Annotated in this window: 22 protein-coding genes; 10 read left to right on the top strand and 12 right to left on the bottom strand. The window is 66.1% G+C overall.

What is annotated here, in order from left to right:
- Positions 1 to 248 precede the first annotated feature (248 nt).
- Positions 249 to 815: an HNH endonuclease gene (locus ABWP09_RS05350; RefSeq protein ID WP_353204113.1), complete on the bottom strand. Its 567-nt coding sequence runs from the start codon at positions 813 to 815 to the stop codon at positions 249 to 251.
- A gap of 129 nt (positions 816 to 944) precedes the next feature.
- On the opposite strand from ABWP09_RS05350, the gene ABWP09_RS05345 reads away from it, so the two are divergent.
- Genes ABWP09_RS05345 through egtD form a run of 5 tightly spaced genes read left to right on the top strand, consistent with a single transcriptional unit; the run spans position 945 to position 5,165 of the window.
- Positions 945 to 1,991, top strand: coding sequence for a glutamyl-Q tRNA(Asp) synthetase (locus ABWP09_RS05345; protein WP_353204112.1), 1,047 nt, complete (start codon positions 945 to 947; stop codon positions 1,989 to 1,991).
- A 9-nt stretch (positions 1,992 to 2,000) separates the two neighbouring features.
- Positions 2,001 to 2,243, top strand: coding sequence for a twin transmembrane helix small protein (locus ABWP09_RS05340; protein ID WP_353204111.1), 243 nt, complete (start codon positions 2,001 to 2,003; stop codon positions 2,241 to 2,243).
- Positions 2,244 to 2,271: 28 nt separating this feature from the next.
- Positions 2,272 to 2,871, top strand: a complete 600-nt coding sequence (locus tag ABWP09_RS05335; RefSeq protein ID WP_353204110.1) for a cob(I)yrinic acid a,c-diamide adenosyltransferase — start codon at positions 2,272 to 2,274, stop codon at positions 2,869 to 2,871.
- Positions 2,872 to 2,926: 55 nt separating this feature from the next.
- Positions 2,927 to 4,186 (top strand): ergothioneine biosynthesis protein EgtB, encoded by a 1,260-nt coding sequence (gene egtB, locus ABWP09_RS05330; protein WP_353204109.1) that lies wholly within the window; start codon positions 2,927 to 2,929, stop codon positions 4,184 to 4,186.
- A gap of 1 nt (position 4,187) precedes the next feature.
- The gene (egtD, locus tag ABWP09_RS05325) at positions 4,188 to 5,165 is read left to right on the top strand and encodes an L-histidine N(alpha)-methyltransferase (protein WP_353204108.1); all 978 of its coding nucleotides are present in this window, start codon (positions 4,188 to 4,190) and stop codon (positions 5,163 to 5,165) included.
- A 156-nt stretch (positions 5,166 to 5,321) separates the two neighbouring features.
- Here the strand turns inward: egtD and ABWP09_RS05320 are convergent, their stop codons facing one another.
- From ABWP09_RS05320 to flgB, 11 genes are read right to left on the bottom strand one after another with little or no spacing between them, the layout of a single operon-like run.
- Complete coding sequence (locus tag ABWP09_RS05320) at positions 5,322 to 6,236, bottom strand: flagellin N-terminal helical domain-containing protein (RefSeq protein ID WP_353204107.1); 915 nt, start codon at positions 6,234 to 6,236, stop codon at positions 5,322 to 5,324.
- A gap of 8 nt (positions 6,237 to 6,244) precedes the next feature.
- On the bottom strand, positions 6,245 to 7,591 hold the full coding sequence (gene flgK / locus ABWP09_RS05315) for a flagellar hook-associated protein FlgK (protein ID WP_353204106.1): 1,347 nt from the start codon (positions 7,589 to 7,591) through the stop codon (positions 6,245 to 6,247).
- Positions 7,588 to 7,935, bottom strand: a complete 348-nt coding sequence (locus ABWP09_RS05310; RefSeq protein ID WP_353204105.1) for a rod-binding protein — start codon at positions 7,933 to 7,935, stop codon at positions 7,588 to 7,590. Before ABWP09_RS05310 ends, flgK begins: the two co-directional genes overlap by 4 nt.
- A complete protein-coding gene (locus ABWP09_RS05305; protein WP_353204104.1) occupies positions 7,932 to 9,170 on the bottom strand; it encodes a flagellar basal body P-ring protein FlgI in 1,239 nt (412 codons plus the stop codon). Before ABWP09_RS05305 ends, ABWP09_RS05310 begins: the two co-directional genes overlap by 4 nt.
- Complete coding sequence (locus ABWP09_RS05300) at positions 9,170 to 9,865, bottom strand: flagellar basal body L-ring protein FlgH (RefSeq protein WP_353204103.1); 696 nt, start codon at positions 9,863 to 9,865, stop codon at positions 9,170 to 9,172. Before ABWP09_RS05300 ends, ABWP09_RS05305 begins: the two co-directional genes overlap by 1 nt.
- A gap of 4 nt (positions 9,866 to 9,869) precedes the next feature.
- The gene (flgG, locus tag ABWP09_RS05295) at positions 9,870 to 10,664 is read right to left on the bottom strand and encodes a flagellar basal-body rod protein FlgG (protein WP_353204102.1); all 795 of its coding nucleotides are present in this window, start codon (positions 10,662 to 10,664) and stop codon (positions 9,870 to 9,872) included.
- Positions 10,665 to 10,676: 12 nt separating this feature from the next.
- Positions 10,677 to 11,420 (bottom strand): flagellar basal-body rod protein FlgF, encoded by a 744-nt coding sequence (flgF, locus tag ABWP09_RS05290; RefSeq protein WP_353204101.1) that lies wholly within the window; start codon positions 11,418 to 11,420, stop codon positions 10,677 to 10,679.
- A gap of 24 nt (positions 11,421 to 11,444) precedes the next feature.
- A complete protein-coding gene (locus tag ABWP09_RS05285) occupies positions 11,445 to 12,692 on the bottom strand; it encodes a flagellar hook protein FlgE (protein WP_353204100.1) in 1,248 nt (415 codons plus the stop codon).
- 36 nt (positions 12,693 to 12,728) lie between these two features.
- Entirely contained in the window at positions 12,729 to 13,412 is a 684-nt protein-coding gene (locus tag ABWP09_RS05280; RefSeq protein ID WP_353204099.1) for a flagellar hook assembly protein FlgD, read from the bottom strand.
- 3 nt (positions 13,413 to 13,415) lie between these two features.
- On the bottom strand, positions 13,416 to 13,826 hold the full coding sequence (gene flgC / locus ABWP09_RS05275) for a flagellar basal body rod protein FlgC (RefSeq protein WP_188446223.1): 411 nt from the start codon (positions 13,824 to 13,826) through the stop codon (positions 13,416 to 13,418).
- Positions 13,826 to 14,182, bottom strand: coding sequence for a flagellar basal body rod protein FlgB (gene flgB, locus ABWP09_RS05270; RefSeq protein ID WP_353204098.1), 357 nt, complete (start codon positions 14,180 to 14,182; stop codon positions 13,826 to 13,828). Before flgB ends, flgC begins: the two co-directional genes overlap by 1 nt.
- A gap of 319 nt (positions 14,183 to 14,501) precedes the next feature.
- On the opposite strand from flgB, the gene ABWP09_RS05265 reads away from it, so the two are divergent.
- From ABWP09_RS05265 to ABWP09_RS05245, 5 genes are all read left to right on the top strand, one after another.
- A complete protein-coding gene (locus ABWP09_RS05265) occupies positions 14,502 to 15,158 on the top strand; it encodes a MotA/TolQ/ExbB proton channel family protein (protein ID WP_353204097.1) in 657 nt (218 codons plus the stop codon).
- 2 nt (positions 15,159 to 15,160) lie between these two features.
- On the top strand, positions 15,161 to 15,700 hold the full coding sequence (locus ABWP09_RS05260) for a flagellar motor protein MotB (RefSeq protein WP_353204096.1): 540 nt from the start codon (positions 15,161 to 15,163) through the stop codon (positions 15,698 to 15,700).
- Positions 15,701 to 15,748: 48 nt separating this feature from the next.
- Positions 15,749 to 16,306: a flagella basal body P-ring formation protein FlgA gene (locus ABWP09_RS05255; RefSeq protein ID WP_353204095.1), complete on the top strand. Its 558-nt coding sequence runs from the start codon at positions 15,749 to 15,751 to the stop codon at positions 16,304 to 16,306.
- A gap of 76 nt (positions 16,307 to 16,382) precedes the next feature.
- Positions 16,383 to 16,682, top strand: coding sequence for a flagellar biosynthesis anti-sigma factor FlgM (locus ABWP09_RS05250; RefSeq protein ID WP_353204094.1), 300 nt, complete (start codon positions 16,383 to 16,385; stop codon positions 16,680 to 16,682).
- On the top strand, positions 16,679 to 17,047 hold the full coding sequence (locus tag ABWP09_RS05245; protein WP_353204093.1) for a flagellar protein FlgN: 369 nt from the start codon (positions 16,679 to 16,681) through the stop codon (positions 17,045 to 17,047). Before ABWP09_RS05250 ends, ABWP09_RS05245 begins: the two co-directional genes overlap by 4 nt.
- The last annotated feature ends 239 nt before the right edge of the window (positions 17,048 to 17,286 follow it).

Genomic DNA, 17,286 nt, shown 5'->3' with positions numbered 1-17,286 from the left:
CAGGAGGCACGTCTTTATCGCGGTGCGCGCCGTGGGATCGCGGCCATCGTGGGGGTTCGAACGTGCTTGGGGCAAGGATTCATTCCTTCGGTAAGACAGTATCGAGCCCCCGCTCATCCCTCCAGTCTGGCATCGCAATAGAGCCAGTCAGGCCATGTGTCGTGCAGGAAATTGCACGGACGGCGCTGCCCCGCCATGGCTTCCTTAGCTCCTCCCCGGCACGGGCGGAATTAGGAGTTGCCCCCGGCTCACGCCTCCAGTTCAACATCCCAATACAGCCAGTCATGCCACGTGTCGTGGAGGAAATTGGGCGGATAGCGGCGGCCATGTTCCTGCAAATGCCAGCTCGTCGGGCGGATCGCGTCGATGTGGAGCGGCATGTTCGCCTGTTTCGGCGTGCGGCCGCCTTTCTTGAGGTTGCACGGCGCGCAGGCGGTGGCGACGTTTTCCCACGTCGTGCGCCCGCCTTGCGCGCGCGGCACGATATGGTCGAAGGTCAGATCGTTGCCCGATCCGCAATATTGGCAGACGAACTTGTCGCGCAGAAAGAGGTTGAAGCGCGTGAAGGCGGGGAAGGCCGAGGGGCGGACATATTGCTTGAGCGCGATGACCGAGGGCAGTTTGACGCGCATCGTCGGGCTGCGCACTTCGCGTTCATATTCGGCGACGATGTCGACGCGGTCGAGAAACACCGCCTTGATCGCGGTCTGCCACGGCCACAGCGAGAGCGGATAATAGCTGAGCGGGGTATAATCCGCATTGAGGACGAGCGCGGGACAGCCATCGGGATGGCGGATCAGATCGGGATGGTACATGCGAGCCCCCCTTTACACCCAAGTGGCGCTTTCCTGGCGGCTTCTTAACCCGTAGGATGACGCCGTGATGACAGCGCCACCCGTCGCCCGCGAGTTTCACACAAGCCACGACTCGCGGTCAAGGGCTCGATGATCGCGCCGGTCATGCCCGTCACGCGTTTCGCGCCAAGCCCGACGGGTAAGCTGCATCTTGGCCATGCCTATTCGGCGATCCAGGCGCATGATCGCGCGCGCGCGCGCGGCGGAACGTTCCTGTTGCGGATCGAGGATATCGACGGCGCGCGATCGCGCCCGGAGCATGTCGCGGCGATTGAAGCGGATTTGCGCTGGCTCGGGCTGGAATGGGATGGCCCGGTGCTGTTCCAGTCGACGCGGCTGGCGGTTTATGCCGCCGCGCTGGAGCGGTTGCGCGGGGACGGGCTGCTCTATCCGTGTTTCTGTACCCGCGCGGAAATTGCGGCGAGTTTGAGTGCGCCGCATGGGGGCGAGGCGGTGTATCCGGGGATGTGTCGGGGGTTGAGCGCGGGGGAGCGCGCCGGGCGGATTGCTGCGGGGGAGCGCTATGCGTGGCGGCTGGATGTGGTGCGGGCGATGGTGGCTCTTTCTCCTCCCCTCCCTGGAAGAGCGTCAGGTGAACAGCGCCCCGCGCTGTTCAGGTCAGGCCGGGGGCCTGACCGACCTGACGCTGGGATTGAGGGGTGGGTGGATGTGGGTGACGACGTACGCTCCCCACACGAACCCACCCCCAACCCCTCCCTTGCAGGGAGGGGAGGAAAAAGCGGGATGCTCCTCTGGCACGACGAAATCGCGGGCGAGATCATCGCCGACCCCCTCACACACGGCGATGTCGTGCTCGCGCGGAAGGATGCGCCGGCGAGTTATCACCTCGCGGTGACTCTCGACGATGCGGCGCAGGGGATTAGCCATGTCGTGCGCGGGGTCGATCTGTTCGCGGCGACGCATGTTCACCGGCTGTTGCAGGCGTTGCTGGGGCTGCCGACGCCGATCTACCGGCATCACCCGCTGCTCGTCGGGGCGGATGGACAGCGCCTCGCCAAGCGCAACGGTGCGCCGACGCTCGAAAGCGTGCGGTTGCGTGGGGAAGACGGTCTGGCGCTGGCCAATCGCTTGCGCGCGCGGAGCCTGCCCATTGGCTTTGTGCTCGCGAGTACCTAAATGCGTTTCATGAGCACTTTTCTGACCATTCTCCTGATCGCGTCGATGATCGCAGTTGTCGTCGTGCTGGTGCGCGGCCTCATCGTTTTCCTGCTCGGGGCGAGCCAGGATGTCCGCGAAGGCACGACCAGCGGGGACGGGTTGCTCGCATCGGCGACCAAATCGAACAAGCTGATGCAATATCGCGTGATGTTGCAGGCGGTGGCGATCTTCATCGTCGTGCTGCTGCTGTGGATGGCGGGCCCGCGCTAGGCGACCGCAATTGGGGGCGCGCTGACTGATGGTCAAACTCAACCGTATCTATACCCGCACCGGCGATGACGGCACGACCGGCCTCGTCGATGGATCGCGCGTGGCGAAGGACGACGCGCGGATGGCGGCGATCGGCGATGTCGACGAAGCCAATAGCGCGATTGGCGCGGCGGTCGTCGCGTTGCGCGGCGACGGCGTGGCGCTGGCATGGCTCGGCTTGCTGCTCGAGCGGATCCAGAACGATTTGTTCGATCTCGGCGCCGATCTGGCGACGCCTGCCAAGGATGCGGAGGGCGCGGATTTCGCGCCGTCGGAAATGACGCTGCGGATCGTCGCCGCGCAAGTCGACCGGCTTGAGGCCGAAATCGACCGGATGAACGGCGAACTCTCGCCGCTGACCAGCTTTATTTTGCCCGGCGGAACCGCGGCGGCAGCGGCATTGCATATCGCCCGCGCGACGGTGCGGCGCGCCGAGCGGGCCGGTGTGGCGGCGGCGCGGGCGGTGGCGATCAACCCGCTGGCGCTCGCCTATCTCAATCGTTTGTCGGATTATCTGTTCGTGGCGGCGCGCGCGGTGAACCAAAAGGCCGGTGGCGACGTTTTGTGGCGACCAGGTGCCACGCGCTGAGCATGGCGCTTTAGTCCGGGCACGCCAAAGGCGCGCCCGAAACGGGGACGAAACGATGCGAACGCGGACTGCCCCCAAGGCTGACCCCTCCTTTTTGGCTGCGCGCTTCCAGGCGGTGCGCGGGCTGTCGGTCGCGTTGGTCGCGCCGCTCTCGGATGCCGATGCGAGCGTCCAGTCGATGGACGATGCGTCGCCGGCCAAATGGCATCTCGCGCATACGACGTGGTTTCTCGAAACCTTCGTGCTGCGCGATTTCGTCAGCGGCTATGCGCTGTATGACGATCGCTTCCCGTTCCTGTTCAACAGCTATTACGAAGCCGAAGGCCAGCGGCACGCGCGCGGGCGGCGCGGCATGGTGACGCGGCCTGCGCTCGACGAAGTGATCGCGTATCGCGCGCAGGTCGATGCGGCGGTGTTGGCGGCACTGCCCGCTTTGCCGCACGCCGCGCGCGATCTGGTGGCGCTTGGATGCCATCATGAGGAGCAGCATCAGGAATTGCTGATCACCGACGTGCTGCATTTGATGGCGCAGAACCCGGTCGAGCCGGCGGTGTGGCCGGCGGCGCGGAAGGTGCCGGTGGCGATGCCGGGGCCGCTTGGCTGGATCGAGGGTGCGGCGGAAGTCACGGAGATCGGGCATGACGGCAGCGATTTCGCGTTCGATTGCGAGGGGCCGCGGCACGCAACCTTGCTCCGTCCACATGCGCTCGCCGATCGCACCGTCACCAATGGCGAATGGGCCGCGTTCATCGCCGATGGCGGCTATGACGCGGCGCGACACTGGCTGGCGGATGGCTGGGCGTGGGTGCGCGCCGAGGCGATTTCGGCGCCGCTTTATTGGGAGCGTGGCGAGAACGGGTGGACGCGCTTCGGGCTCGATGGCCGCCGCGCAATCGATCCGGCGGCACCGGTGACGCATGTCAGTTTCTATGAAGCCGACGCCTATGCCAGCTGGGCCGGGGTGCGCTTGCCGACCGAAGCCGAATGGGAAGCCGCTGCCGCATCGCACGATCCGGCGGGCGGCAATCAGTTGGACCACGCCGGACCGGTCGAACCGCGCCCCGCGAGCGACGGCCCGGCGTTTTTCGGTGACGTGTGGGAGTGGACCGGCAGCGCGTATCGTCCCTATCCCGGCTTCAAGGCGGCCGACGGCGCGGTCGGCGAATATAATGGCAAGTTTATGAGCGGGCAGTGTGTGTTGCGCGGCGGATCGTGCGCGACCCCGCGCGGGCATGTCCGCGCGAGTTACCGCAATTTCTTTTATCCGCACCAGCGCTGGCAATTCACCGGCGTGCGGCTCGCCAAGGATTTATGACGTGTTGAAGCAGGAAATCGAGGACGGCCAGGCGTCGCTGGCCGACCCGGCGTTTCGCCACGACGTGCTGCGCGCATTCGAAATGCGCCCGCGCGCGATTCCGGCGCGGTGGTTCTATGACCGGCGTGGGTCCGAATTGTTCGAGGCGATCACCGATTTGCCCGAATATTATCCGACGCGGACCGAAACCGCGATTCTCCGCGCGTGTTGCGGCGAGATCGCAGCGCTTGCAGGGGCGGGGCGGGCGGTAGTGGAGTTCGGTTCGGGCTCCTCGACCAAGACGCCGATCCTGCTCCAGGCGGTCGATCCGGTGGCCTATGTCCCGATCGACATTTCGGGGGATTTCCTGCGCGAATCCTCAGGGCTGCTGGCAGCGGCGTTTCCCGGGCTGACGGTGCTGCCACTTGAGGCGGATTTCATGCGCCCGATCGCGCTGCCTGCGCAGATCGCCGCTACGCCGAAACTCGGTTTCTTTCCCGGTTCGACGATCGGCAATATGGTGCCGCATTCCTCGGTCGATTTGCTGCGCGCGATGAAGGCCTCGCTGGGCGAGGGCGCGATGCTCGTCATCGGGATGGACCGGATCAAGGACCCCGTTGTGCTCGAGGCGGCGTATGACGATGCGCAAGGGGTGACCGCCGCGTTCAACCTGAATTTGCTCGAGCGGATCAACCGCGAGCTCGACGGGACAATCCCGATCGCGACATTCCGCCACCGCGCGATCTGGAACGATGATCGTTCGCGGATCGAAATGCACCTTGAGGCGATGGCCGAGATCGCCTTCGAAATCGAGGGGCGGCCGTTCGCGATGGCGGCGGGCGAGACGATCCATACCGAGAACAGCCACAAATACGCGCCGCGCGATGCGCGCATCCTGCTGCGCGCGGGCGGATGGACGCCGGTGGGGGAATGGACCGACCCCGCGGGGTTGTTCGCGGTGATCCTGGCCGAGGCGCAACCGGGGCGGACCGCGCCGTAAGGCTAGGGAGCGGCTAAGATCGCACACCCATGCCGTTCGCCCTGAGCTTGTCGAAGGGCTGCGTGCCACCCGCGGGGCAGCGCTTGTTGAGGGCAGGGCTTCGACAAGCTCAGCCCGAACGGTGGCGAGGAGGCGTCACGTCCTTACAGCAAGATCTCAGCGCAGATAGGTGAACAGCGACAATTGTCCGAGCTTGGTGAAGCTGGCCTGAGTTGCTTGCAGCACCGTCATCGTTTTCTGCAATGCGGTGATCGCGGTCGAGACATCGGTATCTTCCAGCGCGACGCGATCGGTTTCGCGCGCGGCGGCGGCGTTGGTTGCTTGCGATGCGACGATGTCGAGCCGCGCGGCGCGCGCGCCGACCGAACCTTGCACGTTGCTGACCTGGTTCTGCGCGCCCTTCAGGCCATCGGCGGCGCTGCCGGTCGCGGCCGAAACGTTGCCGCCCGCGTTGAGCGCGGCGATCAGGCTGGCGAGCACCGCGAACACATCGGTCGTGCCGCCGCCGCTGACGGGAATGTTGCCGAACACGCGTTGTGCGCTGTCGGTTGCGTGGATATCGGTGCCATCGGCGACGGGGATTGGCGAAATCTCGCCGGTACCGCCGAAGCTGACCGTACCGTCGGCCGCCTCGACGACCGCCGCACCACCGGTGCCTGCCCCGAACAAGGGCTGGCCGCGCGCGTCGGTAGTGCCCGCCAGGCCGACAAGATCGTCGCGAATGCTTTGCAGCTCGATCGCGATCGTCTTGCGGTTGGCATCGTTGAGCGTGCCGTTGGCGGCTTGCGTCGTCAGTTCGGCGGCGCGCTGGAGCTGGTTGCTGATTGCGCTGAGCGTCGTGTCGGATTGCTGGAGCAGCGACTGGGCGAGGCTGACATTGCTCGCATAAGCGGTGCTGTCGGCATTGGTCTGCCGAATTGCGGTGAGCCGGTTGTACGCGACTACGTCCTGCGACGGCGCGGTGAATTTCTTGCCCGTCGCGATTTGCGTGTTGAGCGTGTCGGCCTGCGTCGCCAGCTTGCCGAGCTGCGTCGCATTCGTGTCGTAAAACTGGTTGGTGCCGATTTGCATAAGCTACCCTAGCGGATGTCGAGGATCGACTGGAGCGTGTCGCGCGCGACCTGAATGACGCGGCTCGACGCGGAATAGGCTTGCTGGAAGCGCAACAGATCGACCGCTTCGCTGTCGAGATTGACCCCCGACACGGCATCGCGCGCGGCGACGGCATTGTCGCGGATCGCGCTTTGCGCCTCGGCGATTTGCTTGCGCCCGTTGAGCGTGGCGGCATTGCCCGAGATGAGCGCGGTGGTCTTGGCCTCGAACGCGCCGCTGCTGCGCAGCGTATCGAGGTTTTTCAAATTGCTATTGTCGCGCGGGCCGCCGCCGACTGCGGCTGCGGCGATCCCGCGTGGATCGGTGAGGGTGAGCGCAAGGTCGGTCGGGCGCGTGCCCGTCGTGAACAGCGCCACACCGGGATTGCCGTCGAGATCGCGTCCGCCCGCCTGCACCGCATTGAAGCCGGCGGTGAAGGCGGTGGCGATCGTCTCGAGCGTTATGCGCGCGTCGGCAATGCGCGCCGCGCCATCGATGACGCCGGCGAGCGCGCCGCCGCCCGGCGTGACCGTCGCGACGCCAGCCGGCGTTTGCAAGGCGAACGCCACTGTCCCGTCGCTGCCGCGCGCGAACGTGACCTCGCCCGATGTGTTGCCGGTCACGAAATCCGGGCCACCGGCATTGCCGAGTTTGACCGTCGCACGGCCGATGCCGTCGGTACTGACCGATACATCGCTGATCGCGCTCATTTGATCGAGGATCGCATCGCGTTGATCGGCGAGCTGCGCCGCGCCGTTCGAGCCGGGTTGCACGCGGCCGAGCCCGTCATTGACCTTGGCGAGTGCCGCGCCGAGGCTGTTAAGCGTCGTAACGGCGCTCGCAGCGGTCGCATCGAGATTGGCGTCGAGATTGTCGAGCGCCTTGCCGGTTGCGGTAAAGCTGCCCGCGACGGCGGTTGCCTGTTCGAGCAAGGCGCTGCGCGGGACGGTCGCGCTGGGATCGGCGGCGACGCTTTTGGCGGCATTGAAGAAACCGGTTAGCCGGTCGCCCAATTGGTTGCCGGTCAGCGCGGTTTCGATCCGGTCGAGCCAAGCGATCCCGGTTTCGCTGCGCGCGAGATCGGCGCTCGATGTCCGCACATCGGCCGCGCGGAGCGTGTCGGCCGAGCGTGTCACGCCTGCGACCGTTACGCCCTGACCGGTCTGGACGCGGCCGCCCGAAGTGATGCCGACGGCGGCTGCGACTTCGCGCAGATCGGCGGTGCGCTTGGCATAGCCCGGCGTCGCGGCATTGGCGATGTTTTCGGACACGGTGGTGAGCGCGCTTTGATACGCGCGCACCCCGCTGGCGCCGATGCCGAGCAGATCGCTCATGACGTCTTGCCGTCAGCGGGTGGCGGCGCGGCCTGCAGCGCGCTTTGCGACCGCGCGAGAAATTTGGTCATCGCCTTGCCAATGCCGAGCGGGGCGTGATCGGCCATGCCGGTCGCGAACTGGGTATCCTGCATTTCCTTGAAGGTATCGAGGCCCTTCGAGCCGAACAGATCGTCCTCGGCGAGATGCGTCGAGCGCATCGCCTTGACCATCATGCCGGTGAACACCGCCTCGAACTTCTTGCCCGCCGCTTCCAGATTGGCGCGGTTCTGCAAGCGGCTCGTGTCGACATTGACACCCTGTAACGGGCCCTGGACGGGCGGGAGGGCTGGCACTTCGCTCACAGGATGATCAACTCGGCTTTCAGCGCGCCAGCCTCTTTCAAGGCTTCGAGGATCGCGACCAGATCGGCCGGCGATGCGCCGATCGCGTTGATCGCCTTGACCACATCGGACAGACGCGGGCCGGGTTCGATCAGGAAGATCGGGTGTTTTTCCTCATCCACGCCGACCGCAGACTTCTGTTCCTTGGTGGTCTCGCCCTTGCTGAACGGCGCTGGCTGACTGACGCGTTCGGATTCGTCGATGCGCACGGTCAATTTGCCGTGCGTGATCGCGGCGGTGCCGACGCGGACGCTCGAATTGATCACGACGGTGCCGGTGCGCGCGTTGACGATGACGCGGGCCGAGGGTTCTGCGGAGACGATGTCGAGATTTTCGATCTCGCTCATCAAGGTCGCGCGGACATCGCCGCCGATGGGGGCGCGGATCGAGACCGAAATCGCATCGGTTGCTTGCGCGGTCCCGGCACCGAGCCGCGAATTGATCGCGGCAGCGACATTCTGTGCGGTGGTGAAATCGGCGCGCGCGAGATTGTAGGTCAGGACCGGCGTCGTTTCGAACCCGGTCCGGACCGCGCGTTCGACCGTCGCGCCGTCGGGGATGCGCCCGGCCGAGGGAATGTTGACGACGATCTGCGAGCCGTCCTTGCCCTCGGCACCAAGGCCACCAACCGCGAGATTGCCTTGCGCCATCGCGTAAATCTGTCCGTCGGCGCCGAGCAACGGCGTCAGGATCAGCGCGCCGCCGCGCAAGCTCTTGGCCTTGCCCATCGACGCAACGGTGATGTCGAGCTTCTGCCCCGGCTTGGCAAAGGGCGGGAGATCGGCGGTAATGATCACGACGGCGGCGTTCTTCAGGCCCGGATTGACGTTGGCGGGCAATTGCAGGCCGAAGCGCGAGGCGACCGCCTTCATCGACTGAATGGTATATTCGAGATTGTCGTCGCCGGTGCCGGGCAGACCGACGACGACGCCGTAACCGGTCAGCTGGTTGCTGCGGATCCCCTGAAAGCCGCCGAGATCCTTGATCCGGTCGGCCGAGGCGGGGGCGGCGAGGGCGAGGGTGAGGGTGGCGAGCGCGGTCAGCAGTGCGGCGACGAACCGCGCACCCCAACCCCGTTCGCCCTGAGCCTGTCGAAGGGCTGGTACCGCACGCGACGTCGCGCGTGTGGCGCGCTGTGCTTCGACAAGCTCAGCACGAACGGGGAACGGGGACAGACGGGCGATCAAAGTGCGCATCAGAACGGACTCACCACGGAGAAGAAGCGGCCGAGCCAGCCCTGGCGGCTGGCGCGGGCGACGTCGCCCTTGCCGGTATAGGCGATCTGCGCATCGGCGACGCGGGTCGACAGGACGCGGTTGTCGGCATCGATATCGGCGACGCGGATCAGGCCCTTGATCTGGACGAATTCGTCGCCGCGGTTGAGCGTGACGCGCTTCTGCCCCTGGATCAGCATCGTGCCGTTGGGCAGGACTTCGCTGACGGTCACGCTGACTTCGCCCGACAGCGTGTTCGACTGGTCGCTCGCGCCCTGGCCGGCAAAATTGCGCTTGCCACTCAGGCTCGCATCGGTCCCCTGGAACAGCGCAAGGCTGCCCGTGGTCGGCGGCGTGATGCTGAGGCCCCCGCCCGAATCGAGCTTCGAACTGGCGGATTTGGAGGCGACGGTGCGTTCGACCAGCACGATCGTCAGCGGATCGCCGACACGGCGCGCGCGCGTGCCTTCATAGAGCGCGGCATAGCCGTCGGCGATCTGGAAGATCGATCCGGTCGACACCGGCGGCGGTGGTGGCGGCGGCGGCGGCAGCGCCGCCGAAAAATCGACCGGCGGCTTCTTCTTGCCGAACAGGCTCGCCTCCGCCGCGCCGGGTGCGAGCGCGACGGTGATGAGGCAGGCCGCGCAGGCGGCGGCGAGAAGGGCGGACGATTTCATGCCCTTAGCTACCGAAATGTTGGTTAACATATTGTAGCATTTCGTTGGTCGCCGAGATCATCTTCGAATTGACCTCATAGGCGCGCTGCGTCTCGATCATGTCGACAAGCTCCTCGACGACATTGACGTTGGACCCTTCGAGCTGGCCCTGGCGGATGTTGCCGCGGCCATCCTGGCCGGCGATGCCGAGATTGGCGGCACCGCTGGCGGAGGTTTCGACGAGGTAATTGTCGCCCTTGCCGAGCAAGCCGGCGGAATTGGGAAAGCTCGCGACCTGGATCTGGCCGAGCGTGGTCGACGCGGCCTGCCCCGGGATCGTGGCCGAAACGGTGCCGTCGGTGCCGATCGTGATCGCGCTCGCGCCCTCGGGCACGGTGATGCCGGGCTGGACCTGATAGCCTTCGGATGTGATGAGCAAGCCTGCGGGCGAGCGCGAGAAATTGCCCGCACGCGTATAACCGAGCGTACCGCCGGGCATTTGCACCTGGAAATAGCCGTCGCCGTCGAGCGCCAGATCGAGGCTGTTATTGGTCTGCTGGAACGAGCCCTGCGTATCGATCCGCGCGGTCCCCTGAATCTTGACGCCGGTGCCGAGGTTGAGGCCGGTGGCATATTTCGATTCAGCGGTGCTCGGCGCGCCGGGCGCGGTCACGGTCTGATATGCGAGCGTCTCAAACGCGGCGCGATCCTTTTTGTACGCGGTCGTGTTCACGTTGGCGAGGTTGTTCGAAATGACGCGCATGCGCATGTCCTGGGCATCGAGCCCGGTCCGCGCGATATGCATGGCTGCACTACCCATGATCTATTCCTCTCAAGCCGGCAGGCGCATCAGTGATGCGCTGCTTTCATCCAATTCCTTGGCCGATTTCATAAGGTTGGCCTGGACCTCATAGGCGCGCTGATTCTCGATCATGTCGACCAGCGCTTGCGTCATGTTGACGTTCGACCCCTCGAGCGTGCCGCTCTCGATCCGCGTATCGAGATCGACCGGCAACACCCCGCCACCCTTGACATGCAGCAGATTGTCGGTGCCCTTGACCGTCTGCGTCCCCTTCGGGCTGGCGAGTTTCAGCGTGTCGATGATTTGCGGATTGCGCGGGTCGCCGCCAACCGGGACGATCGAGATCTTGCCGTCGTTCGAGATCGCGATGCTTTGCACCGGCGGCAACGTGATCGGGCCGCCCGCCCCAATTACGGGGAAGCCGTCGCCGGTTTGCAACACGCCCGAGGGCGCAATCTGGAGATCGCCGCGGCGGGTATAGGCTTCGGTGCCGTCGGTCGCCTGTACCGCGAGCCAGCTGTCACCGGGGATCGCGATATCGAGCGCGCGCCCGGTCTGTTGCAGCGCGCCGGGCTTGCGGTCGGCATCGGCGACTTCGGCCGAGGCGGAGGTGCGCGTGTCGAAACCGGAGCTTTGCAGCGACAGCCGTTCGAACACGACGCGGTCGGCGCGGAAGCCGATCGTCGACACGTTCGCCATATTGTTGGCGATCGCCGCCTGCGACGCGAGATGCGCCTTGAGGCCCGAGGCCGCGGTGTAGACCAATTTGTCCATGGCTTAGCTCCGATTCCGCCCCGCTCAGCCCCGAATCTGGAAGATTGTCTGCGAAATCTGGCTGGCGATATCGAGCGCCTTGGCATTTGCCTGGAAGTTGCGCTGTGCCGCGATCAGCGAGACCAGTTCCTCGGTGATATCGACGTTCGATCCCTCAAGCGTGCCCGACAGCAACGAGCCGAAGCCGCTTTCATTGGCCGCACCAAGCGCGGCCTGGCCCGAAATGCCGCTGGCCGACCAATAGCTGTTGCCGGTTTGGCGCAAGCCGGTCGGATTGGCGAAATTGGCGAGCGCCACCTTGCCGAGATTGATCGTGTCGCCGTTCGAATAATTGGCGGCGACGATGCCCTGTCCATTGACCGTGACGCCGGCCAGTTCGCCGACCGCCGAGCCATCGGCGGTGCGGGCATTGACCGAGAAGGCGCTCGACGCCTGGGTCGAGCCGGCGAGACTGAAGGCGAGGGTCTGCGCCACGCCGCCGGTGGTGGGCGTGAACGCGTCATAGGTCACCGGCGTGGTCGGCGCGGTGATGTTCCCGGTCGCATCGAAGGTGACGGGCGTGCCGGCGGTCGATCCGCCCACGCTCAACGCCGTGTCGCCGACATAGCTGTGGACGGTCCAGGCGTTGGTGCCGGTGTGGACGTAGTAATTGGTGAGCGTGCTCGCCTTGCCCGCCGAATCATAGATCGTCGTCGCGGTCGAGCTGTTGTAGCTTGCCGCATTGGCCGGATCGAAGGCGACGCTCGGGGTCGAGGCGGCGGCGTAGAGGTTGAGCTTCAGGCCGACGTTGGCGGTGGCCGATGGCGTGCCGCTGGTCGCGGCGAGGGTCAGCGTGATGAGGCCGTCGGATCCGGTCGCGGTCGCATTGCCCTTGGTATCGACGGGATAGCCCTGCAGCGCGGAGCCTTGCGCATCGACGATGCTCTTCGTCGCGGGATCGACCTGAAACGCGCCGTTGCGCGTATAAGCGGTGGTCGCGTTGAGCCCCGCCGTCTTCACCGCAAAGAAGCCGTCGCCGGAGATGGCGAGATCGAGCGACGATCCGGTGGTCTTGAGATTGCCCTCGCCGAATTGCTGGCGATTGCCCTTCACCACCGTGCCCGATCCGACCAGCTTGGTCGGATCGGCCGCGATGCTGGAGGCGATCACGTCGGCGAAATCGGTGCGGCTCTTCTTGAAGCCGTTGGTCGAGACGTTGGCGAGGTTGTGCGACACCGTCGAAAGCTCGGTTTGTGCCGCCTGCAGGCCGCTCAAGGAAGTGTAGAAGGACATGGATTTTGCTCCTTATCGAAGGCGAAAAATGGGGGTTCAGCCGACCTGGCGGACGGCGGAGACGGCAACGGTGCCAAGGCCGGGGACGGTCAAGGTGGGGCTGCCGCTGGCAGGCACCGACACGGCCGCGACCGGCGCCCAGACGAGGCCGCGCGCGGTGACGTTCGCGCCAGTCTTGGCGGCCTGGACCCGGACGGTGAAGGGACCGGTCCCGGCATCGGCACCCGCCGCGGTCTTGCCGTCCCACTCGTAGGCGATCGTCCCCTGCTTTTGCGCGCCGAGCTGCAGCGTGTTGAGCACCTGGCCATTGGCATCCTGGATCGAGACCGAGACATCGGTCGCATCGCCGTCGAGCTCGACCGCGCCGGCGATGCCGCCGGTCGAGCGGCCATAAGCGGTCGATCCTTCGGTCAGGATGGTCTTGCCGACATAAGCCAGCGCATCGGCGGTCGATGTGCCGCCAAGCTTGGTCTGGATCGATTTCAACGTCGTGTTGATATCGGTAATGCCCGATGTGCTCGTGATTTGCGCGAGTTGGGCGACCATCTGGCTGTTGTCGGTCGGCGAGAACGGATCCTGGTTTTGCAGCTGCGCGGTGAGCAGCTTGAGGAAATCCGACGTGCCAAGGCTCGACGAACTCTTCACCGCCGTGGCGGCGTTGCTCGTCGTCGCGCGATTGATGCCGAGATTGGTGAGCGTGGTATCGAAAGCGGAGGCCATGGCTTAGCGTCCCATCTTGAGGGTATCGAGGATCAGCGATTTCGCGGTCTGCATGACCTCGACATTGTTTTGATAGCTGCGCGCGGTCTCCATCATGTCGACCAGCTCGCGCGTTTCATCGACCGCCGCTTCCCACACATTGCCGTCTTTGTCGGCGAGCGGGTGCGAGGGGTCGTAGCGTTTCTCGGGGGCTTCGCCCGCGGTGACGATGCTTTCGACATTGACCGTGGCGAGGCCCGAGGCCTTGTCATATTCGGTGCGGAACACGGGCTTGATCGTGCGATACGCGGTGTCCGCGCTCGACGTGACCGACCCGGCATTGGCGAGGTTCGACGCGGTTGTGTTCATCCGCACAAGCTGTGCCGACATCGCGCGCCCGGCGACCTGGAAAATGGTGAGCGGTTGGTCGGCCATTATTCGCCACGCAACGCGCGGGTGATTTGCCCGATGCGCCCGTTGAGGAAGGATAAGGTCGTCTGATAGGCGACGGCGTTTTCGGCAAAGGCGGTCTGTTCGGTCGACAGTTCGACCGTATTGCCGTCGAGCGAGGGTTGCGACGGCACGCGATATTGCAGCGCGCTCGTGATGCTCGCATTGCCGCCGCTGCTTGCTGCGTTCTCGACCGAGGCGAGCGCCTTCTTGAAATCGACGTCCTGCGCCTTGAACCCCGGGGTCGAGGCGTTGGCGATGTTCGACGCGAGCACCCCCATCCGCTGCGAGCGCACTTCGAGTGCCGCACCATGTACCCCGAAAAGACCTTCGCTGGGCATCGCCCATCTCCTCACGCCCTATTGCGCGGAAGGGTATCAGCAAAGGCCGTGCCAAATGCGCCCGGGGTGGGGGCGGGAGGGTTTGACGGGGGTGAAGCGGCAAGGGATTGCCGGTTGGCGGCAATCGGGTTGCCGGGTCGGCCGGGGTGCTCCTCCACGGCTTCGTCAGCGTTCCTCCGTTTCTTTGTCATTCCCGCGAAAGCGGGGACCCAGCTCCGGCCGTTGGAGCTGGGTCCTCGCTTTCGCGGGGATGACAGAGGGCGGGCCGGGGTGACGGCGATGGTGGGAACTGGCCCGCCCCTTGCAGAGCATTCGCGCGATGACCTCTTTGCTCGCCCCTTTCCTCGATCCCGTCGCCCTCGCCATCGTCGGCGGCGGGACGCTTGCCGCCGCGATCCTGCGGACGCCGCTGCGCGATTTGATCCGCGGGTTCGCGGCGCTGGGAAGCCTGTTCGCGCGACGCTTCGAGGCGGCACCGCTGCTTGAGCAGATCGCTGCATTCGGGCGGATCGCGCGCGGGCATGGGGTGATGGCGCTCGACAAATCGGTGATCTCCGACCCCGACATCGCCGCCGCGATCGCCGCGATCGTCGATGGCGCGTCGCCCGACCACGTCGCCGAGCTGTTGCGCCAGCGTCACCGCGCGCGCACCGAGCGCGCGGTCGCCGCGTGCGAGCTGTGGAGCGCCGCCGCGGACACCGCGCCGGCAATGGGCATGGTCGGCACGCTGATCGGCCTGGTCGGGATGTTCGTGAAGATGCAGGATCCCGCCGCGATCGGCGCAGCGATGGCGGTGGCGTTGCTTGCCACCTTGTACGGCGCGTTGCTTGCCAATCTCGCGCTCGCGCCCATTGCCGCGCGGCTGCGCCGCTCTGCCCGCGACGAAGCGGTCGAGCGCTTGCGGCTCGATGCGCCGCTGATCGCGCTCGCGACGCGCGAACAGCCGCGCGGCGCGCAGCTGGCCGAGGTCGCCTGAGCATGGCGGCGTTCGACCCCGCGCTTCCCGACATCGCGCCCGCCCGTCCGGTGTGGCTGATGACGCTCGCCGATCTCGCTTTGTTGCTGGTCGGCTTTTTCGTGTTCCTGCAAGCCAGCGAGCAGCTCGACAAAGGCGCGCTCGCCAAGGGTATGCGCGAGGGCTTTGGCGTTTACGATCGCGCGGTTGCGCGCGAGCCGATGGCGGTATCCGCCGGGTCGGTCACCGGCTTTGCGGTCGGATCGGCGGTGCTCCGCCAGCCGCCCGATGCGCTGATCGGCTGGGCGCGCGACTCGACGCGGGATCCGCGCGTGGTCCTGCGCGTGGCAGGCGCGGTCGATGGCAGTGCCGATGATGTCGATCCGGTGACGGGCAGTGGCGCGGTGCTTGCCGCTGACCGTGCGCGCGCCGTCGCGACCGTCTTGCTGGTCACGCACGCCGTCCCCGCCGACCGTGTCACGCTGTCCGCCGCCCGGCCCGGCCGCCGCGCGGTTACTGTCACCACCGGCTTTGCCGCGCCAAATGCCGGGCACCGGCAATGATCTGCCGCCCGGCAACCCACCTTTGCCGCTTCATCCAGGGATAAAGCCATGCTGCGTACACTCACCCGTCTGTCGATTGCCCCGCTCCTATTGGTTGGCGCGACCCCGCTTGCGGCGGCACCACCGTTTCAGGATACCGTCGCGATCGATCGCGCGGTTGCCGCCTTTGCCGGTCGCGGGATTGGCGATGAAGGCGGCGCACGCACCCCGGTCGACACCCGGCTCAAGCTCGCTTCCTGCCCGATGGTGTCGATGGCGTGGCGTTCCGACGCGCACGACGCCGTCGTCGTCACCTGCACCGGGCCGGAGTGGCGGCTGTTCGTGCCGATGCGTATGCCGGTGACCGCGCCCAAAGCGGCCGCACCGCTGGTGATCGAACCGTCGAACGCGCCCGCGCCGCTGCGTCCGGTCTATGTCATCAAGCGTGGCGATCCGGTGACGATCAGCGCGGGATCGCCCGGCTTCACGATCACGCGCGAAGGCGTGGCGGCGGGCGATGCCGTCGCGGGCGGGCGCTTCCTCGTGAAGGTCGATCAGACGCGCGCGCCGGTCCAGGCGGTCGCGATCGCCAGCGGTCGCGCGACGCTGCCCGGCTGGACCGAATAATCTTTGGAAGTATTTCTTAAGGTCCGTCGCATTCGGTCGTTTCTACTCCTGTCAGCAAAACCCCAAAGGTGCAGGCGTGATAGAGTCGATCGGAGCCAAGGCTGGGACAGGAGCGGTGATAGCGCAGGACCGGCTGGTCGTGCCCGTCGCGCCCACGCCGCAAACCGCCAATGCGGCCACCCGGCCCAGCGAAGCGACGACCCGGCAGCTCGAACTGTCGGCGCTGGCATTCGATTTCGGCAAGGCGGCGCCGGTCAACGAGAAGCATGTTGAGGACGTCAAGCGCGCGGTGCGCAACGGGACTTACCCGATCACGCCCGATACGATCGCCGACCGGATGTTGGCGCTGAAACTCTATTGGAGCCCCAAAAAATGACGCCCGAAATGACGGCTGCGGGCACCACCCGGCGCGACGCGCTGATCGGCGTGATCGAGGCGCTCCATGCCGAGATCGCCGCATTGAAGGTCAATGATGTTGCGGGGCTGGAGACGGCAACGCGCGACAAGCTGGCCGCGATCGAGGCCGTCGCGGCGTTTGGCACCGCGCCGGCCGGCGATGAGCTGCGGAGCCTCGCCGAAGAAGCGCAGCGGCTGAACGATACGTGCCGCATCTATGTGAATTTGATGGCGGCAAACGTCCGCCGCCGCCTGCAAACCTTGACCGGTGCGGCAGGCGTCGCGGTCGGCAGCGCGCCGGGCTCGGTGTATCGACCCGGCATGGGGATGGCGGCGTACGCTTGACCTTCCTCCCCTCGCGGGAAGGGAGGGGATTGAGGGGTGGGTTGGCTCGTTGTCGCACCTCGCGCCTGCCCCATACCGACCCACCCCCTACCCAGTGTCGGGTCGGCCCTGCCCCCGGCAGAGCCTGAACAGCGCGGGGCGCTGTTCACCCGACACTCTTCCAGGGAGGGGCGATAAATACAAATGGCACGGCTCTTGCTGATGTTAGCCTGAACAAGGGCGACACAGCCGGGGACCGA

It is taken from the genome of Sphingomonas sp., assembly GCF_040398505.1.
In the GTDB taxonomy this organism is placed as follows: Bacteria; Pseudomonadota; Alphaproteobacteria; order Sphingomonadales; family Sphingomonadaceae; genus Sphingomonas.
This window is presented reverse-complemented; position numbering and strand designations above follow the sequence as displayed.

Coding starts and splice junctions, on each gene's coding strand:
- flgB (WP_353204098.1), bottom strand. CDS start 14,182: ATGCCCAGCGAAGGTCTTTTCGGGGTACATGGTGCGGCACTCGAAGTG.
- ABWP09_RS05260 (WP_353204096.1), top strand. CDS start 15,161: ATGGCGGCGTTCGACCCCGCGCTTCCCGACATCGCGCCCGCCCGTCCG.
- ABWP09_RS05340 (WP_353204111.1), top strand. CDS start 2,001: ATGAGCACTTTTCTGACCATTCTCCTGATCGCGTCGATGATCGCAGTT.
- flgF (WP_353204101.1), bottom strand. CDS start 11,420: ATGGACAAATTGGTCTACACCGCGGCCTCGGGCCTCAAGGCGCATCTC.
- egtB (WP_353204109.1), top strand. CDS start 2,927: ATGCGAACGCGGACTGCCCCCAAGGCTGACCCCTCCTTTTTGGCTGCG.
- flgC (WP_188446223.1), bottom strand. CDS start 13,826: ATGGCCGACCAACCGCTCACCATTTTCCAGGTCGCCGGGCGCGCGATG.
- ABWP09_RS05335 (WP_353204110.1), top strand. CDS start 2,272: ATGGTCAAACTCAACCGTATCTATACCCGCACCGGCGATGACGGCACG.
- ABWP09_RS05345 (WP_353204112.1), top strand. CDS start 945: ATGATCGCGCCGGTCATGCCCGTCACGCGTTTCGCGCCAAGCCCGACG.
- ABWP09_RS05320 (WP_353204107.1), bottom strand. CDS start 6,236: ATGCAAATCGGCACCAACCAGTTTTACGACACGAATGCGACGCAGCTC.
- ABWP09_RS05245 (WP_353204093.1), top strand. CDS start 16,679: ATGACGCCCGAAATGACGGCTGCGGGCACCACCCGGCGCGACGCGCTG.
- ABWP09_RS05280 (WP_353204099.1), bottom strand. CDS start 13,412: ATGGCCTCCGCTTTCGATACCACGCTCACCAATCTCGGCATCAATCGC.
- ABWP09_RS05305 (WP_353204104.1), bottom strand. CDS start 9,170: ATGCGCACTTTGATCGCCCGTCTGTCCCCGTTCCCCGTTCGTGCTGAG.
- ABWP09_RS05255 (WP_353204095.1), top strand. CDS start 15,749: ATGCTGCGTACACTCACCCGTCTGTCGATTGCCCCGCTCCTATTGGTT.
- ABWP09_RS05265 (WP_353204097.1), top strand. CDS start 14,502: ATGACCTCTTTGCTCGCCCCTTTCCTCGATCCCGTCGCCCTCGCCATC.
- ABWP09_RS05285 (WP_353204100.1), bottom strand. CDS start 12,692: ATGTCCTTCTACACTTCCTTGAGCGGCCTGCAGGCGGCACAAACCGAG.
- ABWP09_RS05350 (WP_353204113.1), bottom strand. CDS start 815: ATGTACCATCCCGATCTGATCCGCCATCCCGATGGCTGTCCCGCGCTC.
- flgK (WP_353204106.1), bottom strand. CDS start 7,591: ATGAGCGATCTGCTCGGCATCGGCGCCAGCGGGGTGCGCGCGTATCAA.
- ABWP09_RS05300 (WP_353204103.1), bottom strand. CDS start 9,865: ATGAAATCGTCCGCCCTTCTCGCCGCCGCCTGCGCGGCCTGCCTCATC.
- flgG (WP_353204102.1), bottom strand. CDS start 10,664: ATGGGTAGTGCAGCCATGCATATCGCGCGGACCGGGCTCGATGCCCAG.